The 15,518-nt window shown below is 71.9% G+C and carries 14 protein-coding genes; 4 read left to right on the top strand and 10 right to left on the bottom strand.

Annotated features, from left to right (window positions below):
• Positions 1-292: 292 nt before the first annotated feature.
• From QFW96_RS11555 to QFW96_RS11575, 5 genes are all read right to left on the bottom strand, one after another.
• Positions 293-1,513, bottom strand: coding sequence for an acyl-CoA dehydrogenase family protein (locus QFW96_RS11555; protein WP_281455579.1), 1,221 nt, complete (start codon positions 1,511-1,513; stop codon positions 293-295).
• Between the two features lie 29 nt (positions 1,514-1,542).
• Positions 1,543-2,667 (bottom strand): dimethylsulfone monooxygenase SfnG, encoded by a 1,125-nt coding sequence (sfnG, locus tag QFW96_RS11560; RefSeq protein ID WP_281455580.1) that lies wholly within the window; start codon positions 2,665-2,667, stop codon positions 1,543-1,545.
• A gap of 80 nt (positions 2,668-2,747) precedes the next feature.
• On the bottom strand, positions 2,748-3,344 hold the full coding sequence (locus tag QFW96_RS11565) for a 3,4-dihydroxy-2-butanone-4-phosphate synthase (protein WP_281455581.1): 597 nt from the start codon (positions 3,342-3,344) through the stop codon (positions 2,748-2,750).
• 19 nt (positions 3,345-3,363) lie between these two features.
• A complete protein-coding gene (locus QFW96_RS11570) occupies positions 3,364-4,566 on the bottom strand; it encodes an SfnB family sulfur acquisition oxidoreductase (protein WP_281455582.1) in 1,203 nt (400 codons plus the stop codon).
• 322 nt (positions 4,567-4,888) lie between these two features.
• Positions 4,889-5,623, bottom strand: a complete 735-nt coding sequence (locus tag QFW96_RS11575) for an SDR family NAD(P)-dependent oxidoreductase (RefSeq protein WP_281455583.1) — start codon at positions 5,621-5,623, stop codon at positions 4,889-4,891.
• An 88-nt stretch (positions 5,624-5,711) separates the two neighbouring features.
• Here QFW96_RS11575 and QFW96_RS11580 point away from each other — a divergent pair, with 88 nt between their 5' ends.
• Positions 5,712-6,299: a TetR/AcrR family transcriptional regulator gene (locus tag QFW96_RS11580; RefSeq protein ID WP_281455584.1), complete on the top strand. Its 588-nt coding sequence runs from the start codon at positions 5,712-5,714 to the stop codon at positions 6,297-6,299.
• Here QFW96_RS11580 and QFW96_RS11585 read toward each other — a convergent pair.
• Positions 6,289-7,278, bottom strand: a complete 990-nt coding sequence (locus tag QFW96_RS11585; protein ID WP_425524750.1) for a YeiH family protein — start codon at positions 7,276-7,278, stop codon at positions 6,289-6,291. The genes QFW96_RS11580 and QFW96_RS11585 overlap by 11 nt on opposite strands.
• A gap of 112 nt (positions 7,279-7,390) precedes the next feature.
• On the opposite strand from QFW96_RS11585, the gene QFW96_RS11590 reads away from it, so the two are divergent.
• The gene (locus QFW96_RS11590) at positions 7,391-8,290 is read left to right on the top strand and encodes a LysR family transcriptional regulator (RefSeq protein WP_281455586.1); all 900 of its coding nucleotides are present in this window, start codon (positions 7,391-7,393) and stop codon (positions 8,288-8,290) included.
• Here QFW96_RS11590 and pabB read toward each other — a convergent pair.
• Both pabB and QFW96_RS11600 read right to left on the bottom strand, forming a co-directional pair.
• Positions 8,225-10,273, bottom strand: a complete 2,049-nt coding sequence (gene pabB, locus QFW96_RS11595) for an aminodeoxychorismate synthase component I (protein WP_281455587.1) — start codon at positions 10,271-10,273, stop codon at positions 8,225-8,227. The two genes, QFW96_RS11590 and pabB, sit on opposite strands and share 66 nt — an antisense overlap.
• Before the next feature lie 17 nt (positions 10,274-10,290).
• Positions 10,291-11,778, bottom strand: coding sequence for a serine/threonine-protein kinase (locus QFW96_RS11600; protein ID WP_281455588.1), 1,488 nt, complete (start codon positions 11,776-11,778; stop codon positions 10,291-10,293).
• A gap of 408 nt (positions 11,779-12,186) precedes the next feature.
• On the opposite strand from QFW96_RS11600, the gene QFW96_RS11605 reads away from it, so the two are divergent.
• Positions 12,187-13,413, top strand: coding sequence for an acyl-CoA dehydrogenase family protein (locus QFW96_RS11605; RefSeq protein WP_425524745.1), 1,227 nt, complete (start codon positions 12,187-12,189; stop codon positions 13,411-13,413).
• Between the two features lies 1 nt (position 13,414).
• On the opposite strand, the gene QFW96_RS11610 is transcribed toward QFW96_RS11605, so the two are convergent.
• Positions 13,415-14,305 carry a diacylglycerol/lipid kinase family protein gene (locus QFW96_RS11610; RefSeq protein WP_281455590.1) on the bottom strand — a complete coding sequence of 297 codons (891 nt, stop codon included), beginning with the start codon at positions 14,303-14,305 and terminating at the stop codon, positions 13,415-13,417.
• A 215-nt stretch (positions 14,306-14,520) separates the two neighbouring features.
• A complete protein-coding gene (locus QFW96_RS11615) occupies positions 14,521-14,709 on the bottom strand; it encodes a hypothetical protein (protein WP_281455591.1) in 189 nt (62 codons plus the stop codon).
• A gap of 293 nt (positions 14,710-15,002) precedes the next feature.
• On the opposite strand from QFW96_RS11615, the gene QFW96_RS11620 reads away from it, so the two are divergent.
• Positions 15,003-15,512, top strand: a complete 510-nt coding sequence (locus QFW96_RS11620) for a GtrA family protein (RefSeq protein WP_425524746.1) — start codon at positions 15,003-15,005, stop codon at positions 15,510-15,512.
• Positions 15,513-15,518: the final 6 nt, after the last annotated feature.

Genomic DNA, 15,518 nt, shown 5'->3' on the forward strand with positions numbered 1-15,518 from the left:
AAACTGTCCCACCCCTCGGGGGTACCTTGGGAGCGCTTCGCGGGGTGCTTCGGGTAGGTGCGGAGGGGCAATTTCGTCCGAAATTGGCTTCGTTTTGCGGTTTTCTCGCGTTGTGTGGTCCGCCAATTTCAAACGAAATTCCCCCTGCCTCTCGAAACGTATCCGTAGTGGGTCGCGTTTACCGAGGAAAAACCGTCCCCTGGTGAGTTCCCCACCGAACGGGAGGAGCGCAAGAGGGGTGTGGAGGGGGTGGAGGTTCACATGTGAACCTCCACCCGCTCCAACGGTCCGGTCACGTGTACCAGGTGGGTTCGGGAACCTCGCCGAGCAACGCGTACCGGCCGACTTCAGCCCGCTTGTAGGCCACCGGGTCGTGCAGGCTGTGGGTGCGCAGGTTGCGCCAGTAGATGTCCAGGCCCACCGAGTTCGACGACGCTCGCGCGCCGGTCAGCTCGAACACGCGGGTCGCGATCTCCAGCCCGACGTCGATGACCCGCTGCTTGGCGGCGGCGATGCGCACGGCGACGTCACCGCGCTGCTGCTCGGTGAGCGCCTCGCGCTCGGCGTGCAGGACCGCCGAGATCTCCTCGCCCGCCTTGTCCACCAGCGCCTCGGCCGCCCACAGCTTGGCCTGCAGGTCGCCGTAGCCGTCCAGCAGGTAGAACTCCTCGCCCGCGGAGTCCTTGTTGTCCCCGCCGTAGGGCCAGGCCCGGGTGTGCTGGGAGGTGTAGGACAGCCCGGCGTCCAGCGCGGCCTGGGCGATCCCGAGGTAGAAGTTGGTGAACACCAGCTGGATGGTGGGCACGTTGAGGGTGTTGTAGGTCAGCGGCTGGAACTCCTTGTCCACGAAGCCGGCCGCCGAGGCCCACGGCACGCGCACGCCGTTGATCTCCACGCTGCCGGACTCGGTGAGCCGCTGGCCGAGGTTGTCCCAGTCGGAGCCGTAGACGATCCCCTCCTGCCGGGAGGGCACGATCGCGAAGACGTGCGTGTCGGTGCCCTCCAGCACGCCTTCCAGCACGGTCAGGTCGGAGACCTTGCTGCCGGTGGAGAACGATTTGCGGCCGCGGTAGACCAGCGTGTCGCCCTCATCGGTGATGACGAGGTCGTCGTCGCGCGGGTTGACGGCGCCGCCGAAGAAGAACTCGTTGCTGGTGTAGAGCTGCTCGACCTCGGCGATCTGCTCCGGCGTGGCCACCAGTCGCGCCGCCCAGGCCCACAGGTAGTGGTAGCCGAGCAGCTGTCCGATCGAGCCGTCCCCTCTGGCGACCTCGCGGATCACGCGGTAGGCGGTCCGCCAGCTCTCGCCCGCGCCGCCGTGCTCGCGCGGTCCGAGCAGGGTGACCAGGCCGGATTCCTTGAGCAGCCGGACCTCCTCGTGCGGGGTCTCGTTGGCGCGGTCGCGGGCCAGCGCGGTCTCGGCGAGCACTCCGGCGACCTCGCGGGCGCGGTCGATCCAGCCCTGGGTGGTGTCGGGGCGCGCGGTGAAGCGGCGCGTTTCGATGGCGGTCATGGTCCTCCCTCTCTCGGTGCTTCCGGTTCTCAGCGGGCGTTGCCGACGCCGACGGGGTCTCCGGTGCGGTCGAGGTCTGCTTCGAGTTCGCGGACGATCGGCAGGACCTCCTTCCCGAAGTGCTCGACGTCTTCGAGGTAGTGCAGGAATCCGAGCAGCAGCAGGTTCGCGCCGCGCTTCTTGTACTCGACGATGCGGTGCGCGATCTGCTCGGGCGTGCCGATCAGGCCGGTGCGGAATCCGTCGTTGTACTGCACGAGGTCGGCGAACTCGGAGTCGGCCCACATGCCCTTGCCGTCCGATGTGGAGTTACCGGCCTGCTGCACGGACTTCCGGAACCCCTCCACCGCACCGACATCGGCCTTGTCGACGATCTCGCGCAGCACGTCGCGGGCCTCGGCCTCGGTGTCGCGAGCGATGACGAAGCCGTTGAGCCCGAAGCGCACCGCGCGGTCGTTCTCGGCGGCGAAGCTCCGCACATCGGCGACCTGCTCGGAGAAGCCGTCGTAGTCCTTGCCGTTGCTGAAGTACCAGTCCGACACGCGCCCGGCGAGTCGGCGGGCGGCGGTGGAGTTGCCGCCCTGGAAGATCTCCGGGTGCGGTCTGCCGGGCACGTCGTAGGGCTGCGGGCGGAGGCTGAAGTCGTGGATCCGGTAGAAGTCGCCGGGGAATTCGAAGTTCGGCCGGGTCCACAGCCCGCGCAGCACGCGGATGAACTCCTCGGTCCGGCGGTAGCGCTCGTCGTGCTCCAGCCACGGTTCGCCGAGCCCGGTGAACTCGTCCTTGAACCAGCCGCTGACGATGTTCACCGCGAACCGGCCCTGCGAGATGATGTCGGCGGTGATGCCGAACTTCGCCAGGATCGCGGGATGCCACAACCCGGGGTGGGCGGCGACGATGAGTTTCAGCCGTTCGGTGGCGGTGAGCAGGCCGAGGCTGAAGGCGGCAGGGTCGTGCTGCTGCGCGGCGCCGTAGCTGGAGGCGTAGCGGACCTGGCTCAGGGCGTACTCGAAGCCGCTGTTCTCGGCGAGCACCGCGAGTTCCTCGTTGTACTCGTAGCTGAACTCGGTGCGCTGCTCGATGCTGCTGGTGACCAGGCCGCCGCTGACGTTGGGGACCCAGTAGGCGAACTTGAGTGGTTCGTTGGCGGACATGGAAGATGCTCCCTCGCAAGTGTTTTCGGGCAGGGTCGACCGACGCACGTGCCGGCACGTGCGTGGTGCGGGTGGTGAGATCAGCGGGTCAGGTGGACCCCGGCCGGATCGGCGGGCACGGCGGTCAGCCCGTGGTCGGCGGCGAAGTCGCGCAGTTCCGGTCCGGTGGCCATGCGGGTCTCGTCGGCCGGGCTGACCAGGTGCGCGAACACCGCCGCGGGCGCGTGCCCGGCCCGGGTGACCAGTCGCAGCGCGGCTCGGGCGAGGCTCGGCCGCGGGTGGTCGAGGTCGACGGCGACGGGCACCAGGTGACCTGGCCGGGTCAGGTCGGCGGCGACCGCGCCGGGGTCGGCGAGCACGCGGGCGGCACGCGCCCGGTCTGCGGCGGAGATACCGGTGGTCACGCCGACGGCGGCGTCGACGGTGACGCACACCGTCGTCCCGGCCTCCCGCCGGGCGCGAGCGGCGACGGGCGGGAGTTCCAGTGCGTCGCAGCGGCTTTCGGGCAGCGCGACGCACAGGAAGCCCGACGAGTGCCGGACGGCGAAGGCGGTGCCCGCGACGTCGGCCCGGGAGGCGGGGAACACGATCCCGCCCTCGTCACCGGCGCCGTGCACGACGACGGTCTCGCCCGCGGCGACGGCGGCCAGCGCCACGTCCTGCTCTTCGATCAGCATGGTGGTCCTCGTTTCGCGATCAGATGTGGCCGTGCCGGGGCGGGAACGTCCCGTTGAGGGTGTAGCGACCGACGTGCTGGATCTTCCAGCGCACCGGGTCGTGCAGGGTGTGGGTGCGCGCGTTGCGCCAGTGCCGGTGGAGGTTGGCCGAGTCGAGGCTGGAGCGGGCGCCCGAGACCTCGAACAGCGCATCGGCCACCTCGATGGCGGCGCCGTCGGCGAAGGCCTTGGCCGCGGCCACCGCGATCGAGGCCGCGGCGGCGGAGTCGTCGGTCAGGTCGGCCCGCGCCTCGTCGATCGCCGAACCCGCCTTCTCCAGCAGCGCTTCGGCGGCGCGCACCCGGATGCCCAGTTCGCCGAACCGCTGGATCGTCAGCGGGTCCTCGGCGGCGGTGTCCACACCGGACTCGCCCCACGGGCGGCTGCGGGTGCGGACGAACTCGGCGGCCTCGGCCAGCGCCCCACCGGCGATGCCGACGTCGATCGCGGCGTGCTGGGCCTGCGACAGCGCGCCGTGCAGCTGCGGGCGCTGGAAGGTCAGGTGGTGCGGCACGATCCGGTCGGCGGGCACCCGCACCTGGTCGAGCTCGACGGTGCCGCTGGCGGTGGTGCGCTGCCCCATGCCCGCCCAGTCGTCGATGACGGTGACGCCGTCGGCGTCGCGCGGCACGTAGGCGACCTGGAGGCGGTCGGCGGTGTCCTTGGCCACCACCGGGATCCAATGCGCGAGCAGCGCTCCGGTGGAGTAGCCCTTCTTGCCGGTGAGGAGGAAATCGCCTTCGCCGGTGGCCCTCAGCCTGGTCCGGATGTCCTGCGCGGTTCGACTGCCGACCTCGGACTGGGCGTTGCCGAGCCGCTTGCCCGCCAGCAGCTCGGCGAAGAAGAACTCCTGCTGCTGCGGTGTGCCGTTCTCGCGCAGGACGTTGACGAAGGCGAAGTGGTTCTGCGGGATCTGCGCGATGCTCGGGTCGGCGGCCGCGAGCCGGAACACCTCCAGCAGGGTGCGGGTGCCGACGTCGGCACCGCCGTGGTCGGCGGGCACGGTGATCGCCAGCAGGCCGCTGGCGGAGAGCTCGTCGAGCTCGGCGCGCGGCAGGCGGCGGTCCCGGTCGCGCTCGGCGGCCTCGACGGCGAAGGACTCGGCGAGCCGGCGGGCCTGGCCGAGCGCCTCGGCGTCGTCGCGCAGCACGGCGGCCACGGGTGCGGTGGAGGTGGGTGCCATCCGGAAGCTCCTCGAAGGCAGCGGGAATCGGCGCGCGGCGGCACGGGAACGCGTGCGGCCGCGGCGCGAGAGGTGAAGAAGAGGAGGTGCTGTCGATCAGCGAGCGCGACACGCCTGCGCGGCCACGCGAACGAGGTCGACGTGGCGGCGCTTGGTCAGCGGCTCCGTGGAAGTCACTCCCACATGGCAGCAGTGCCCCGCCGGGGTGTCAACAGCCGGACCGGGGATCTCATCCAGCGGACGCACGACATCTCGGACATCGCGGAACGGACGGGGCCTCCGGGCCGGGTCGCGCGACCCGGCCCGGAGGCCCCGATCCGAATCAGACCTGCGCGACTCCCCCGTCGACGGCGAGAACCGAGCCGTTGACGTAGCTCGCGGCGTCTGAGGCGAGGAAGACCGCGGCGGCCGCGATCTCCTCGGGCTTGCCGTGACGCCCCAGCGGGATCACCTGCTGGGCCTGCTCCCGGGTTTCGGCGTCGACGAGCTCCAGCAGGCCCGGCGTGGGGACCATGCCGGGTGAGACCACGTTGACCCGGAACTCGCGCTGCCCCGAGCTGTGCGCCCAGCCGCGCGCCAGGTGGTGCACCGCGGCCTTGGTGGCCGCGTAGATCTCCAGGCCGGGCTGCGGGTGCGTGGCGGCGGTCGATCCGGTGAGGATGATCGACGCGCCGGGACGCAGCAGCGGCAGCGCCTTCTGGACGGTGAAGACGGTTCCCTTGACGTTGACGCCGAACAGGGCGTCGAACTGCTCCTCGGTGACCTCGCCGAACGGCGCGTCGATGCCGATGCCGGCGTTGGCGACCACGACGTCGACGTGCCCGGCCCGCTCGCGGACGGTCTCGTAGAGGGCGGCGAGATCGGCGGGCTTCGAGGAGTCGCAGACCACGGCCGCCACCTCCTCGCCCAGCTCGGCGATCGCCTCGTCGAGCGCTTCCTTCCGGCGGCCGGTGATGAACACCGTCGCGCCCTCGTCGCGGAACGCCCGCGCGATCGCCAGCCCGATTCCGCTGCTGCCGCCGGTGACCACGGCGACCTTGCCCTGCAGGACGGCCACGCCGCCCACCTCCCCAAAGTTATGGACCATTCCGTCCACAACTCTGCCCGTTCTGGACCGCTCGGTCAAGAAGACGTATTCTCGTGCCGTGCCACGCCCCCGGGAGTTCGACGAAGCCGGTGTCGTCGCGGCGGTCCGCCGGGAGTTCTGGGACAAGGGCTACGCGGCGACGTCGCTGGACGACCTCATGCGCGCGAGCGGGCTCGGCAAGGGCAGCCTCTACGGCGCGTTCGGCGACAAGCGGGCCCTGTTCCTGCGCGTGCTGCGCGACTACGACGAGGCCAACGACCGGATGCTCCGCGAACGCCTGGCCTCGGCCGAGCGGGGAGTGGACTTCGTCCGCGACTTCGTGCGCGGCCCGAGCTGCGACGCGGCGGCCGCCCGGCGCGGCTGCCTGCTGGCCAACACCACCGCCGAGCTGGCCGTGAGCATGCCCGACGTCGCCGCCGAGGCCCGCCGCAGCTACGCGGCCACCACCCGGCTGCTGACCGAGGCGCTCGAACGCGCCCAGCGCGAAGGCGACGTGAACGCCGACGCGGACGCCGAGGAACTGGCCCGGGCCGTGCTGGCCGCCCAGCTCGGCATCGTCGCGCTCGGTCGCACCGGCATGGGCCTCGACGAGCTCGCCACCGCGGCCGACTGCGCCCTGCGCGCACTGCTGCCCGCTACTGGCTGAGCAGGCCCATCGTCGTGGTCGCCAGCGCGACCACCAGGATCGTCGAGCAGGTCCCCAGCGCGAACGCGCGCGGGCCCGTGCGCAGCAGCGCCTCCACCCGCACCGCCGTGCCCAGCGCGAACAGCGCGGCCGCGAGCAGCAGCGTGGTCACCGGCCGCGAGGCGTCGACGACGAACTCCGGCAGCACCCCGCTGCTGCGCAGCGCCACGGTCACCAGGAACCCGGCGACGAACAGGGGCATGATCGGCGGCCGCGCCCCCGTCGTCCGACGCCGGCCGAGCAGGCTCACCCCGGTCACCAGCGGCGCGAGCAGCACCACGCGGCTGAGCTTGACCACCACCGCCAGCGCGACCGCCGAGGCGCCCAGCGGCGAGGCGGCGGCCACGACCTGCGCGACCTCCTGCACGCCCGCCCCGGCGATCCGACCGCCGAGATCGGCGCCGACGCCCGTGGCGGCGAAGGTGATGGGCAGCGCGACCATCGCCACGGTGCCGAACACCGTCACCATCGCCACGCTGGTCGCGACGTCCTCGTCCTCGCGGTCGACCACGCCCTCCACCGCCGCCACCGCCGAGGCCCCGCAGATCGAGAACCCGGTCGCGACCAGCAGCGACAGCCCTCGCGAGACGCCCAGCAGCCTGCCCAGCCACAGCGTCCCGGCGAAGGTCGCGGCCACGGTGATCAGCACCGCCAGCACCGTGCCCGCCCCCAGGCCGAGCAGCTGGCCGATGCTCAGCTGCAGGCCCAGCAGCACCACGCCCGCCCGCAGCGGCACCCGCGCCACCCACGTCAGGCCGGAGCGCGCTCCCCCGGGCAGTCGTGGGAGGTTGCCGACCACCGCGCCCAGCACGACCGCGACGGTCAGCGCGCTCAGCGCCGGGACCAGCCACGACACCGCCAGCGCCACCGCGACGGCCGCGCCGGTGAGCGCGATCCCCGGGAGCAGGGCGGAATCGGTGCCGGTCAACGTCTTCACGATGATCAGCCTCGCTCAGCGGCCGCTGATCCGGTAGCCATCACCCGCGCAGGTCGTCATAGCCCTGCGGAATGCCCGCTGCCCTGACATCGGGTCCACGACCTATCCTTCGGGCATGACCGCCCCCGATCCGGAATCGCTGCGCCTGCTCGTGCTCGTCGGCGAGCTGGGCAGCATCGGGGCCGCCGCCGCCGAGCTGCGCATCAGCCAGCCCTCGGCCAGCAAGCGGCTCAACCGGCTCGAACGCCAACTCGGCCTGGACCTGCTGCAACGCACCCGGCAGGGCTGCACCACCACTCCGGCCGGGGAGATGGTGTGCGGCTGGGCCCGCGAAGTCCTCGCCCACGTCGACGGGTTGATGAACGGCGTGCGGGCGCTGCGCGCTCAGCAGGAGTCCAAGCTTCGGGTGGCCGCGAGCATGACCGTCGCCGAGTACCTGGTGCCGCGCTGGATCAGCAGGCTGCGCGAGGCGCTGCCGGAGGTGCACCTCGAACTCGACGTCACCAACTCCGCCGCCGTGGCCGAGTCCGTCCGGCACGGGCAGGCGGATCTCGGCTTCATCGAGGCCCCCGACCCGCCCGATGGCGTGTCGGTGCGCTACCTGACCGGCGACCGCATGATCGTCATCGTCCCGCCCGGACACCCCTGGTCGCGGCTGCGGCGGCCGCTGACGCCCAGCGAGCTCGCCGCGACCCCGCTGATCGTGCGCGAGCACGGCTCCGGCACCCGCGAGAAGCTCTACCGCGCGCTCGCCGAGGTCGGCGCGACACCGGTGGCGCCGCTGCTGGAGCTCAGCTCGACCACCGCCGTGCGCAACGCCGTCGTCGCCGGGGCCGGACCCGCGGTGCTCAGCGTCCTGGCCGCCGCCACCGACCTCGCCGAGCACCGGCTGGTGGAGGTCCCGGTCGCCGAGATGGACCTGCGGCGACCGCTGCACGCCGTGTGGCGCTCAGGGCTGCAGCTCACCGGCCCGGCCGCGGCGCTGCTGGCCACCGCCACGCGCGTCCCCGACTGACGGCAGCGCCCGTGCCGGTGCGGCGGCCTTGAGCAGCATCTCGTCGAACTCGGCCTCCGGATCCGAACCCAGCACGATCGCGCCCCCGGCGCCGATCCGCCAGCGGCCGTCGACGAGGACCATCGTGCGGATGACGATGTTGAGATCGGCCGCGCCCGAGCACCCCAGGTAGCCGATCGCGCCGGAGTACACGCCGCGCGCCCGGTCCTCGATCTCGTCGATGAGCTCCAGCGTCCGCCGCTTCGGCGCCCCGGTCATCGAGCCGCCGGGGAAGCAGGCGCGCACGCAGTCGATCACGTCGCGCTCGGCGCGCAGCGTGCCGCGCACGGTGGAGACCAGCTGGTGCACCGTCTCGTAGGTCTCCACCGCCATCAGCTCGGGCACGTGCACCGAGCCGACCTCGCAGACCCGGCCGAGGTCGTTGCGCATCAGGTCGACGATCATCAGGTTCTCGGCCCGCGTCTTCGGATCGGCGGCCAGCTCGCGGCGGATCTCCGCGTCGTGCTCGGCGCTCTCCCCGCGCGGCGCGGTGCCCTTGATCGGCTTGGCCTCCACCACCCGGTCCGGGGTGATCTTGAGGAACCGCTCCGGCGACGAGCAGGCCACCTCCACCGCGTCGGCGCGCAGGAACGCCGAGTACGGCGCGGGGTTGCGGCGCCGCAACCGCCGGTAGGTCTCCCAGGCGGGTTCGACGGCGGGCAGCTCGGCGGCGTTGGTGAGGCAGATCTCGTAGCTCTCCCCCGCCAGCAGGTGGTCCTGACAGGTCAGCACCTCGCGCACGTAGGCCGCGCGATCGCGGGCCAGCGCCCGCTCGATCTCCGCGCCCTCGGCGTCACCGGGTTCGCCCGCGGGTGGCAGAGCCGACAGGACGGCGCTGGTGCCGGCGAGCCAGTCGACCGCTTCCGCGCGATCCCCCTCGCTCAACGCCACCAGGTAGGTGCGCCCGCGCAGGTGGTCCACCGCCACGAACCGGTCGGCGAAGATCCACACCGCGTCCGGGGCCGGGGATCGGTGCCGGTTCGGCGAGCCGCAGTCGGCCTTGAGCTCGTAGCCGAAGTAGCCCACGTAGCCGCCGGTGAAGTCGAACGGCAGCGGCGGTGCCTCGATCTCCCGGTCGCGCAGCTCGCGCTGCAACCGGTCGAGCACGGGTTCACCGGAACCGACCCGGTGGACGAGGGTTTCGCTCAGCGGACCGGAATCGTCACCCAGGAACGAGAACCGCGACAACCCCTCCTCCACCCGGGAGCTGTCCAGCCAGAACGCGCGCTCGGAGTCGGCGAACAGCCGCGCGAACGCGGCCTCGGTGTCGACCGCGCCCTCCAGCTCCACCACGTTGGCGCGAAAACGGCGCCCAGCGGAAGTCCGCCCAGCGGCGGACGTCCGCTGGGCGGAGACGCTCCGCCGGGCCGTTCGGCCGGGAGCGAGGTCGCGGAAGTTGGCCAGCAGCCGCTCGCCGTGCTCGGACTCGACCGACTCCGGGTGGAACTGCACTCCCCAGCGCGGCAGGTCCCGGTGCCGCAACGCCATCACCACGCCGTCCTCGGCCCGCGCGGTCACCAGCAGCTCCTCGGGCACCGGTTCGGCCACGCACAGCGAGTGGTAGCGCACGGCCCCGAAGTCGGCCGGGATACCGGCGAACATCGCGTCCCCGTCGTGCCGGACGCGGGTGAGGTGCCCGTGCCGCGCCGCCGGCGCGGGGACCACGCGCGCGCCCTCGCTGACGGCCAGGCCCTGATGCCCCAGGCACACGCCCAGCACCGGCGCGGTCGCCCGCCGGAGGAGTTCCGCGCAGATGCCGAAATCCCGCGCGCGCTCCGGGCTCCCGGGACCGGGCGAGAGGACGATGTTGTCGTACTCGTCGAGATCCAGGTCCCCGGCGGCGTCGTTGGTGACGACGTGCGGCTCGCACCCGTTGACCCGGGCCAGCAGGTGGAACAGGTTGTAGGTGTAGGAGTCGTGGTTGTCGACCAGCAACGTGCGCACGACTCCCCGCGCAGCGCTCAGTTGTCCGAGCCCTTCTTGCCCGGCTCGTCCTTGTGCTCGTTGCCCTTGCCCGGCCTGTGCTCGCCCGGGTTCGGCGGCTGCGGCTTCTCCACCGGCGCGGGCGGCGGGGGCGGCGAGCTCGTCGACGAATCGACCACCGAGTCGGACTCGATCAGCGGCTGCCGCGCACCGCGCAGACCGAGCTGGTGGTGCTCGGTGATGCGCGTGCCGTCGGGCATGACCAGCACGATCCCGATGCGCACGGCGTTGCGGCCGGTGACCGTCGGCGGCTCGACCACTTGGACCTCCGACACGCTCGACCAGAAGGCCTCGTAGCCGGAGCGGCCCTGCGCCTGCAGGCCGGTGCCCAACCGGGTCCAGGCGTTGGCCGGGTGTTCGGGCAGCAACGCGTAGTAGTCGGACACGACGCGTTCGAGCTCGGCGGGCGAGGCCGTCTGCTGCTGTTGCTGCTGGTCACCGGAGGGCAGCAGGAACGCCAGCGCGACCAGCACCGCGGCGGTGACGGCACCGGCGGTCAGGTAGATCCAGCGGCGCGAACGCCTCGGCGGGGCCACGGGCGCGTTGTCCAGCCGGGTGCCGTTGTCCACCGCGCCGACCAGCGCCGTGTCCTCGACCCGGCTCATCGGCTGGGTGAGATCGGGCTCCGGCAGCGGGTTCGGCGCGCCGGAACCCACGGCCCGCAGCGCCTCGGCGGCCTGGGCCGGCGTCGGCCGCTGCGCGGGATCGACGTGCAGCATCCGGCTCAGCACCGGCGCCAGCACCCCGGCCAGCTGCGGCGGCCGGAACCGGCCGGCGGCGACCTCGTGCAGCAGGGCGATCGAGTTCGTCGCGTCCTCGCCGAACGGGGGCACGCCCTCCACCGCCGCGTACAGCGTCGCGCCCAGCGAGTAGACGTCGGAAGCGGGGGTCGGCGACTGCCCGCGCGCGACCTCCGGCGACAGGTAGGCGGGCGTTCCGGCGATGACGCCGGTGCGGGTGACCGACACGTCGTCGGCGGCGTGCGAGATGCCGAAGTCGGTGATCTTGGCGGTGCCGTCGTCGCCGAGCAGGACGTTGCCGGGCTTGATGTCGCGGTGGGTGATGCCGGCGGCGTGCGCGGCCTCCAGCGCTGCGGCCGCCTGCGCCCCCATGCTCGCGACCTTGCCCGGGGTCATCCGCCCCTTCTCCGCCAGCACCTCGGAGAGGCTGCGGGAGGGCAGGTACTCCATGATCAGCACGGGGAAGCCGTCGTGCTCGGTGACGTCGTGCACCGCCACGGCGTTCGGGTGGTGCAGGCGTGCGGCGAGGCGGCCCTCGCGCATGGCGCGCTGCCGCGCCTCCTCGGCCACCTCCGGGCTGGCGCCCTCGGCGGCGCTGAGCTGCTTGACCGCGACCGGGCGCTGCAGCAGCTCGTCGGTGGCCAGCCACACCACGCCCATGCCGCCGCTGCCCAGCCGCCGCTCCAGCCGGTACCGGCCGGCCAGCAGCGCTCCCACCTCCGTCACGCAGAACCCTTCCACTCGGCGAACCCCGACCAGGCTAACCCGTACGGATGATCCGGCTTCGCCCCCTGGCCATCCGCATCCCTGATGACCAGCGCAAACGATCACGAGTGGAGTCCTTTTCTCCGGTTTCCCGCAACAGGTCGCAGCCGGGTCCGCAGCGGCACCGCTCGTCGGGGTCGTTGCCGATCTCACCGGCGGTGATGCCCTCGAACCGGCCCCAGAAGCCCGTCGCCGGTGATCGTGCCGCTCGGCGACACACCAGACGCGGAGTCCGCCGCGGAGCGAACCGGACTCACCCCGTCCGGACGCGTTCCGCGCAGGCGCTATCGTGCTTGGCGTCGTGGCGTTTTCGCGTCGCCGGCGGTCATGTCGGACGCCGGGCCCCTGGACTCCTCGGAGAGGATGGCCTTGAGCAGCAACGAGATTCCGCGCTGGGCCGATCAGCCCAAGCCGTCGACGCCCGAAGAGTGGATCGCGAGAGCCCGTGCGGTGGCCCGAGTTCTGGCCGCCGACGCGGTGCAGCGCGACCGCGAGGGGGCGCCGCCGACCGCGGAAATCCGCCTGCTCAAGGAATCCGGACTGGTCACCCTGCTCGGACCGGCCGAGCACGGCGGCGGCGCGCAGCACTGGACCACCGCCTGCCGCGTGGTCCGCGAGGTCTCCGCCGGGGACGGCTCGATCGGCCAGCTGCTCGGCCACCACTACGTCTGGGCGTGGGCGATGCGGCTGGTCGGCACGCCCGCGCAGATCACCGAGGTCGACGCGCTCTACACGACCCACGCGCACTTCTTCGGCGGAGTGGTCAACCCGCGCGACCACGACCTGATCGTCGCCGACGAGGGCGAAACGCTGCTCTACCGGGGGAAGAAGTCCTTCTCCACCGGCGCCAAGGTCTCCGACCTGCTGGTCGTGGAGGGCACGCTGGAACCCGGTGGCCAGAGCGTGTTCACGGTCGTGCCCGCCCGGCAGGACGGGATCACCTTCGGCGACGACTGGGACAACCTCGGGCAGCGGCTGACCGTGTCCGGCAGCGTGGAGATCACCGACGTGCGGGTGCCGTGGTCGGCCGCCGCCGGATACGTCGACAAGCGCTTCCATGCCTCGGCTTTCAGCACCCTGCACGTGCCCGCGCTGCACCTGGTCTTCGCCAACCTCTACCTCGGCATCGCCCAGGCCGCGCTGCGCGCCGGGGTCGCCTACACGCGCGGGCACACCCGCGCCTGGCCCTACGGCGGCGAGGGCAAGAACTCCGGCACCGAGGAGTTCTACGTCCTGGAGGGCTACGGCGACCTGCAGTCGAAGCTGTGGGCCGCGGAGACGCTCACCGACACCGCCGGGGCGAGCCTGGCGCAGCTGCTGCACTCCGACCGCGACTCGGTGACGCGCGAGATGCGGGGCCGCGCAGCGGTTCTCGTGTCGGCGGCCAAGCAGCGCACGATCGACGTCGGGCTGGAGGTCGCCAACCGGATCTTCGAGCTCACCGGTGCTCGCGCCACCGCGAACGCGGTCGGTCTGGACCTGCACTGGCGCAACCTGCGCACCCACAGCCTGCACGACCCGGTCGCCTACAAGCGGGTCGAGGTCGGCAGGTACGCGCTGCTCGGCGACCTGCCGACCCCGTCGCCCTACACCTGATCTACTCCGGCGCCTCGCCGTCGGTCCAGGTCTTCGGCGTGACGACGTGCAGGGCGTTGCGGGCGACGCTGAACGTCTGCGGCGTGCTGGAGACGACCTCGCCGTCGATGTTGATCGGCTGCGGCTCGTCGGTGACGACCTCGACCTTCCGGGTGCGGAACTGCTCGATCTGGTCGTTGGGCGCGCCGGTCTTGAGCCCGCGCACGACCCCGGCGAGCTGACGGATGTTGCCCTGCCGGAGCACGGTGATGTCCAGGGCGTCGTCGTCGATGCCCGAGTCGCTGGCGGCCACCTGCCCGCCGCCGAAGTAGCGCCCGTTGGCCACCGAGATCTGCAGCAGCCGGTCGTAGCCGACGTCGGCGTGGTCGCCGTCGGGGAAGCGCAGCGTAGCGGCGAACGGCCGGTGCTTGAGGAACGCCTTGGCGGTGGCCACCGGGTAGGCCAGCGGGCCGACGAAGCGCTTCAGCCGCGGCGACATGGCCTGCGCGACCTCCGCCCCGATGCCCACCGAGGCGCGGTTGACGTAGTAGTTGTCCCCGCACAGCCCCAGGTCGACGTCGACGATGTGGGCGCCGAGGATCGTCCGGCAGGCCCCGTCGAGGTCGTCGGGGATGTGCATGGTGCGCGCGAAGTCGTTCGCGGTGCCCAGCGGCAGCAGCCCGAGCGGCACGTCGCGGTGGGCGAGGCAGTCGACCACCGAGCTGACGCTGCCGTCGCCACCGCCGACGATGATGAGGTCGTGGCCGCTCCGGGCCGCCGAGTCGACGGTCTCCACGAGCCGCGACGGATCGTTCAGCGGGTAGGTGGCACCCAGCGGGACGCCGAGCTCGCGCAGCCGCTCCAGGGCGTAGGCGTAGGCCTTGCCCCCGGTGCGCGAGTGCACGTTGACCACCAGGGCCGCTTTGGTGACAGGCCGCTCGATGCGAATGGTCCGCCTCCTGCGAAGTTCGAGGACACCGATGGCGTCCTTTCTACCTCCGCCGGGTCACGAACCGCACCTACGGGTGATGTCCCCACGAGGCCTCGCGCAAGCGGCGCAGCCGCGAGCAGCGCGAACCACCCCGGCAGCCCGCACCGCCGAGCAGCGGGACCACGGACATCGAGCGTTCAGGCGCGGACCGCGACGTCCGCGGTCACCACGCCGGTGTTGACCATCGGGCGCTTGGCGCGGCGGGTGCCCCACGGGCCGTGCAGGGCGATCATGTCGGACGGGACCGGACAGGTGCGCCCGCCTTCGGCGATCCGGGTCATGCCGGCTTCGGGGCGGGGCTGGGCGTGCTTGGACACAGTTCTCACCAGTGACGAGTAGGCAAAGGGCAGAAAGGTTTCGGGCAGGAGAGCACGCGCTGCCGCGATTCCAGTATGCGCCATCCGATGTCGATCTTCACATCGGGGTCGTTGAACGCAGAACGATCATCGAATCGAATTCGGATTCCTCTGTGGACTGTTAATGCGGTTTTCATGAGAACTTCGCCCACCCCGAACAACGCGAATTCATTTCACTTTTCACTGAACCCACAGACCACGCCATCGCGAGACCGGCGCACCCTCGCCGAGTCGCGTTCATCCGGACATGTCATCGTTGCGCCATGACCGCCGGGCAAGAGGCCGAGCCGATCGCACCGCAGTCCCCGCGCTCCCCCGGGCAGCGCTTCCACACCGCCATGGAGGCGGTGACTCGAAGACTCCCCTTCGGGCTCTCCCGCGTCGTCGCGCCGAGCTTCCTGGGCTTCGCGCTGATCAACGGCTCCACCTTCGCCCTCGACCTGCTGCTGCTCACCCTGTTCCGCAGCGCGCTGCACTGGCCGGTGCCGGTGGCCTTCACCGTCGCCTACCTGATCGCCTTCACCGCCAGCTTCCTGCTCAACCGGGCGCTGAACTTCCGCTCGCACGCGCCCGTCGGGCCGCAGGCCGGGCTCTACGCCGTGGCGGTGGCGCTCAACTACCTGCTGTTCATCCTCGGCCTCGGCTCCGGGCTGGCCGCGCTCGGCACGCAGTACCACCTCTCGCGGCTCATCGCGGGGATGTGCGAGGCGGTCTACATGTACAGCGCGATGCGCTGGGTCATCTTCCGCGACACCGGCGCCCGCGCCGACTAGGGAACG

It is taken from the genome of Saccharopolyspora ipomoeae, from assembly GCF_029952525.1.
Taxonomy (GTDB): Bacteria; Actinomycetota; Actinomycetes; order Mycobacteriales; family Pseudonocardiaceae; genus Saccharopolyspora; species Saccharopolyspora ipomoeae.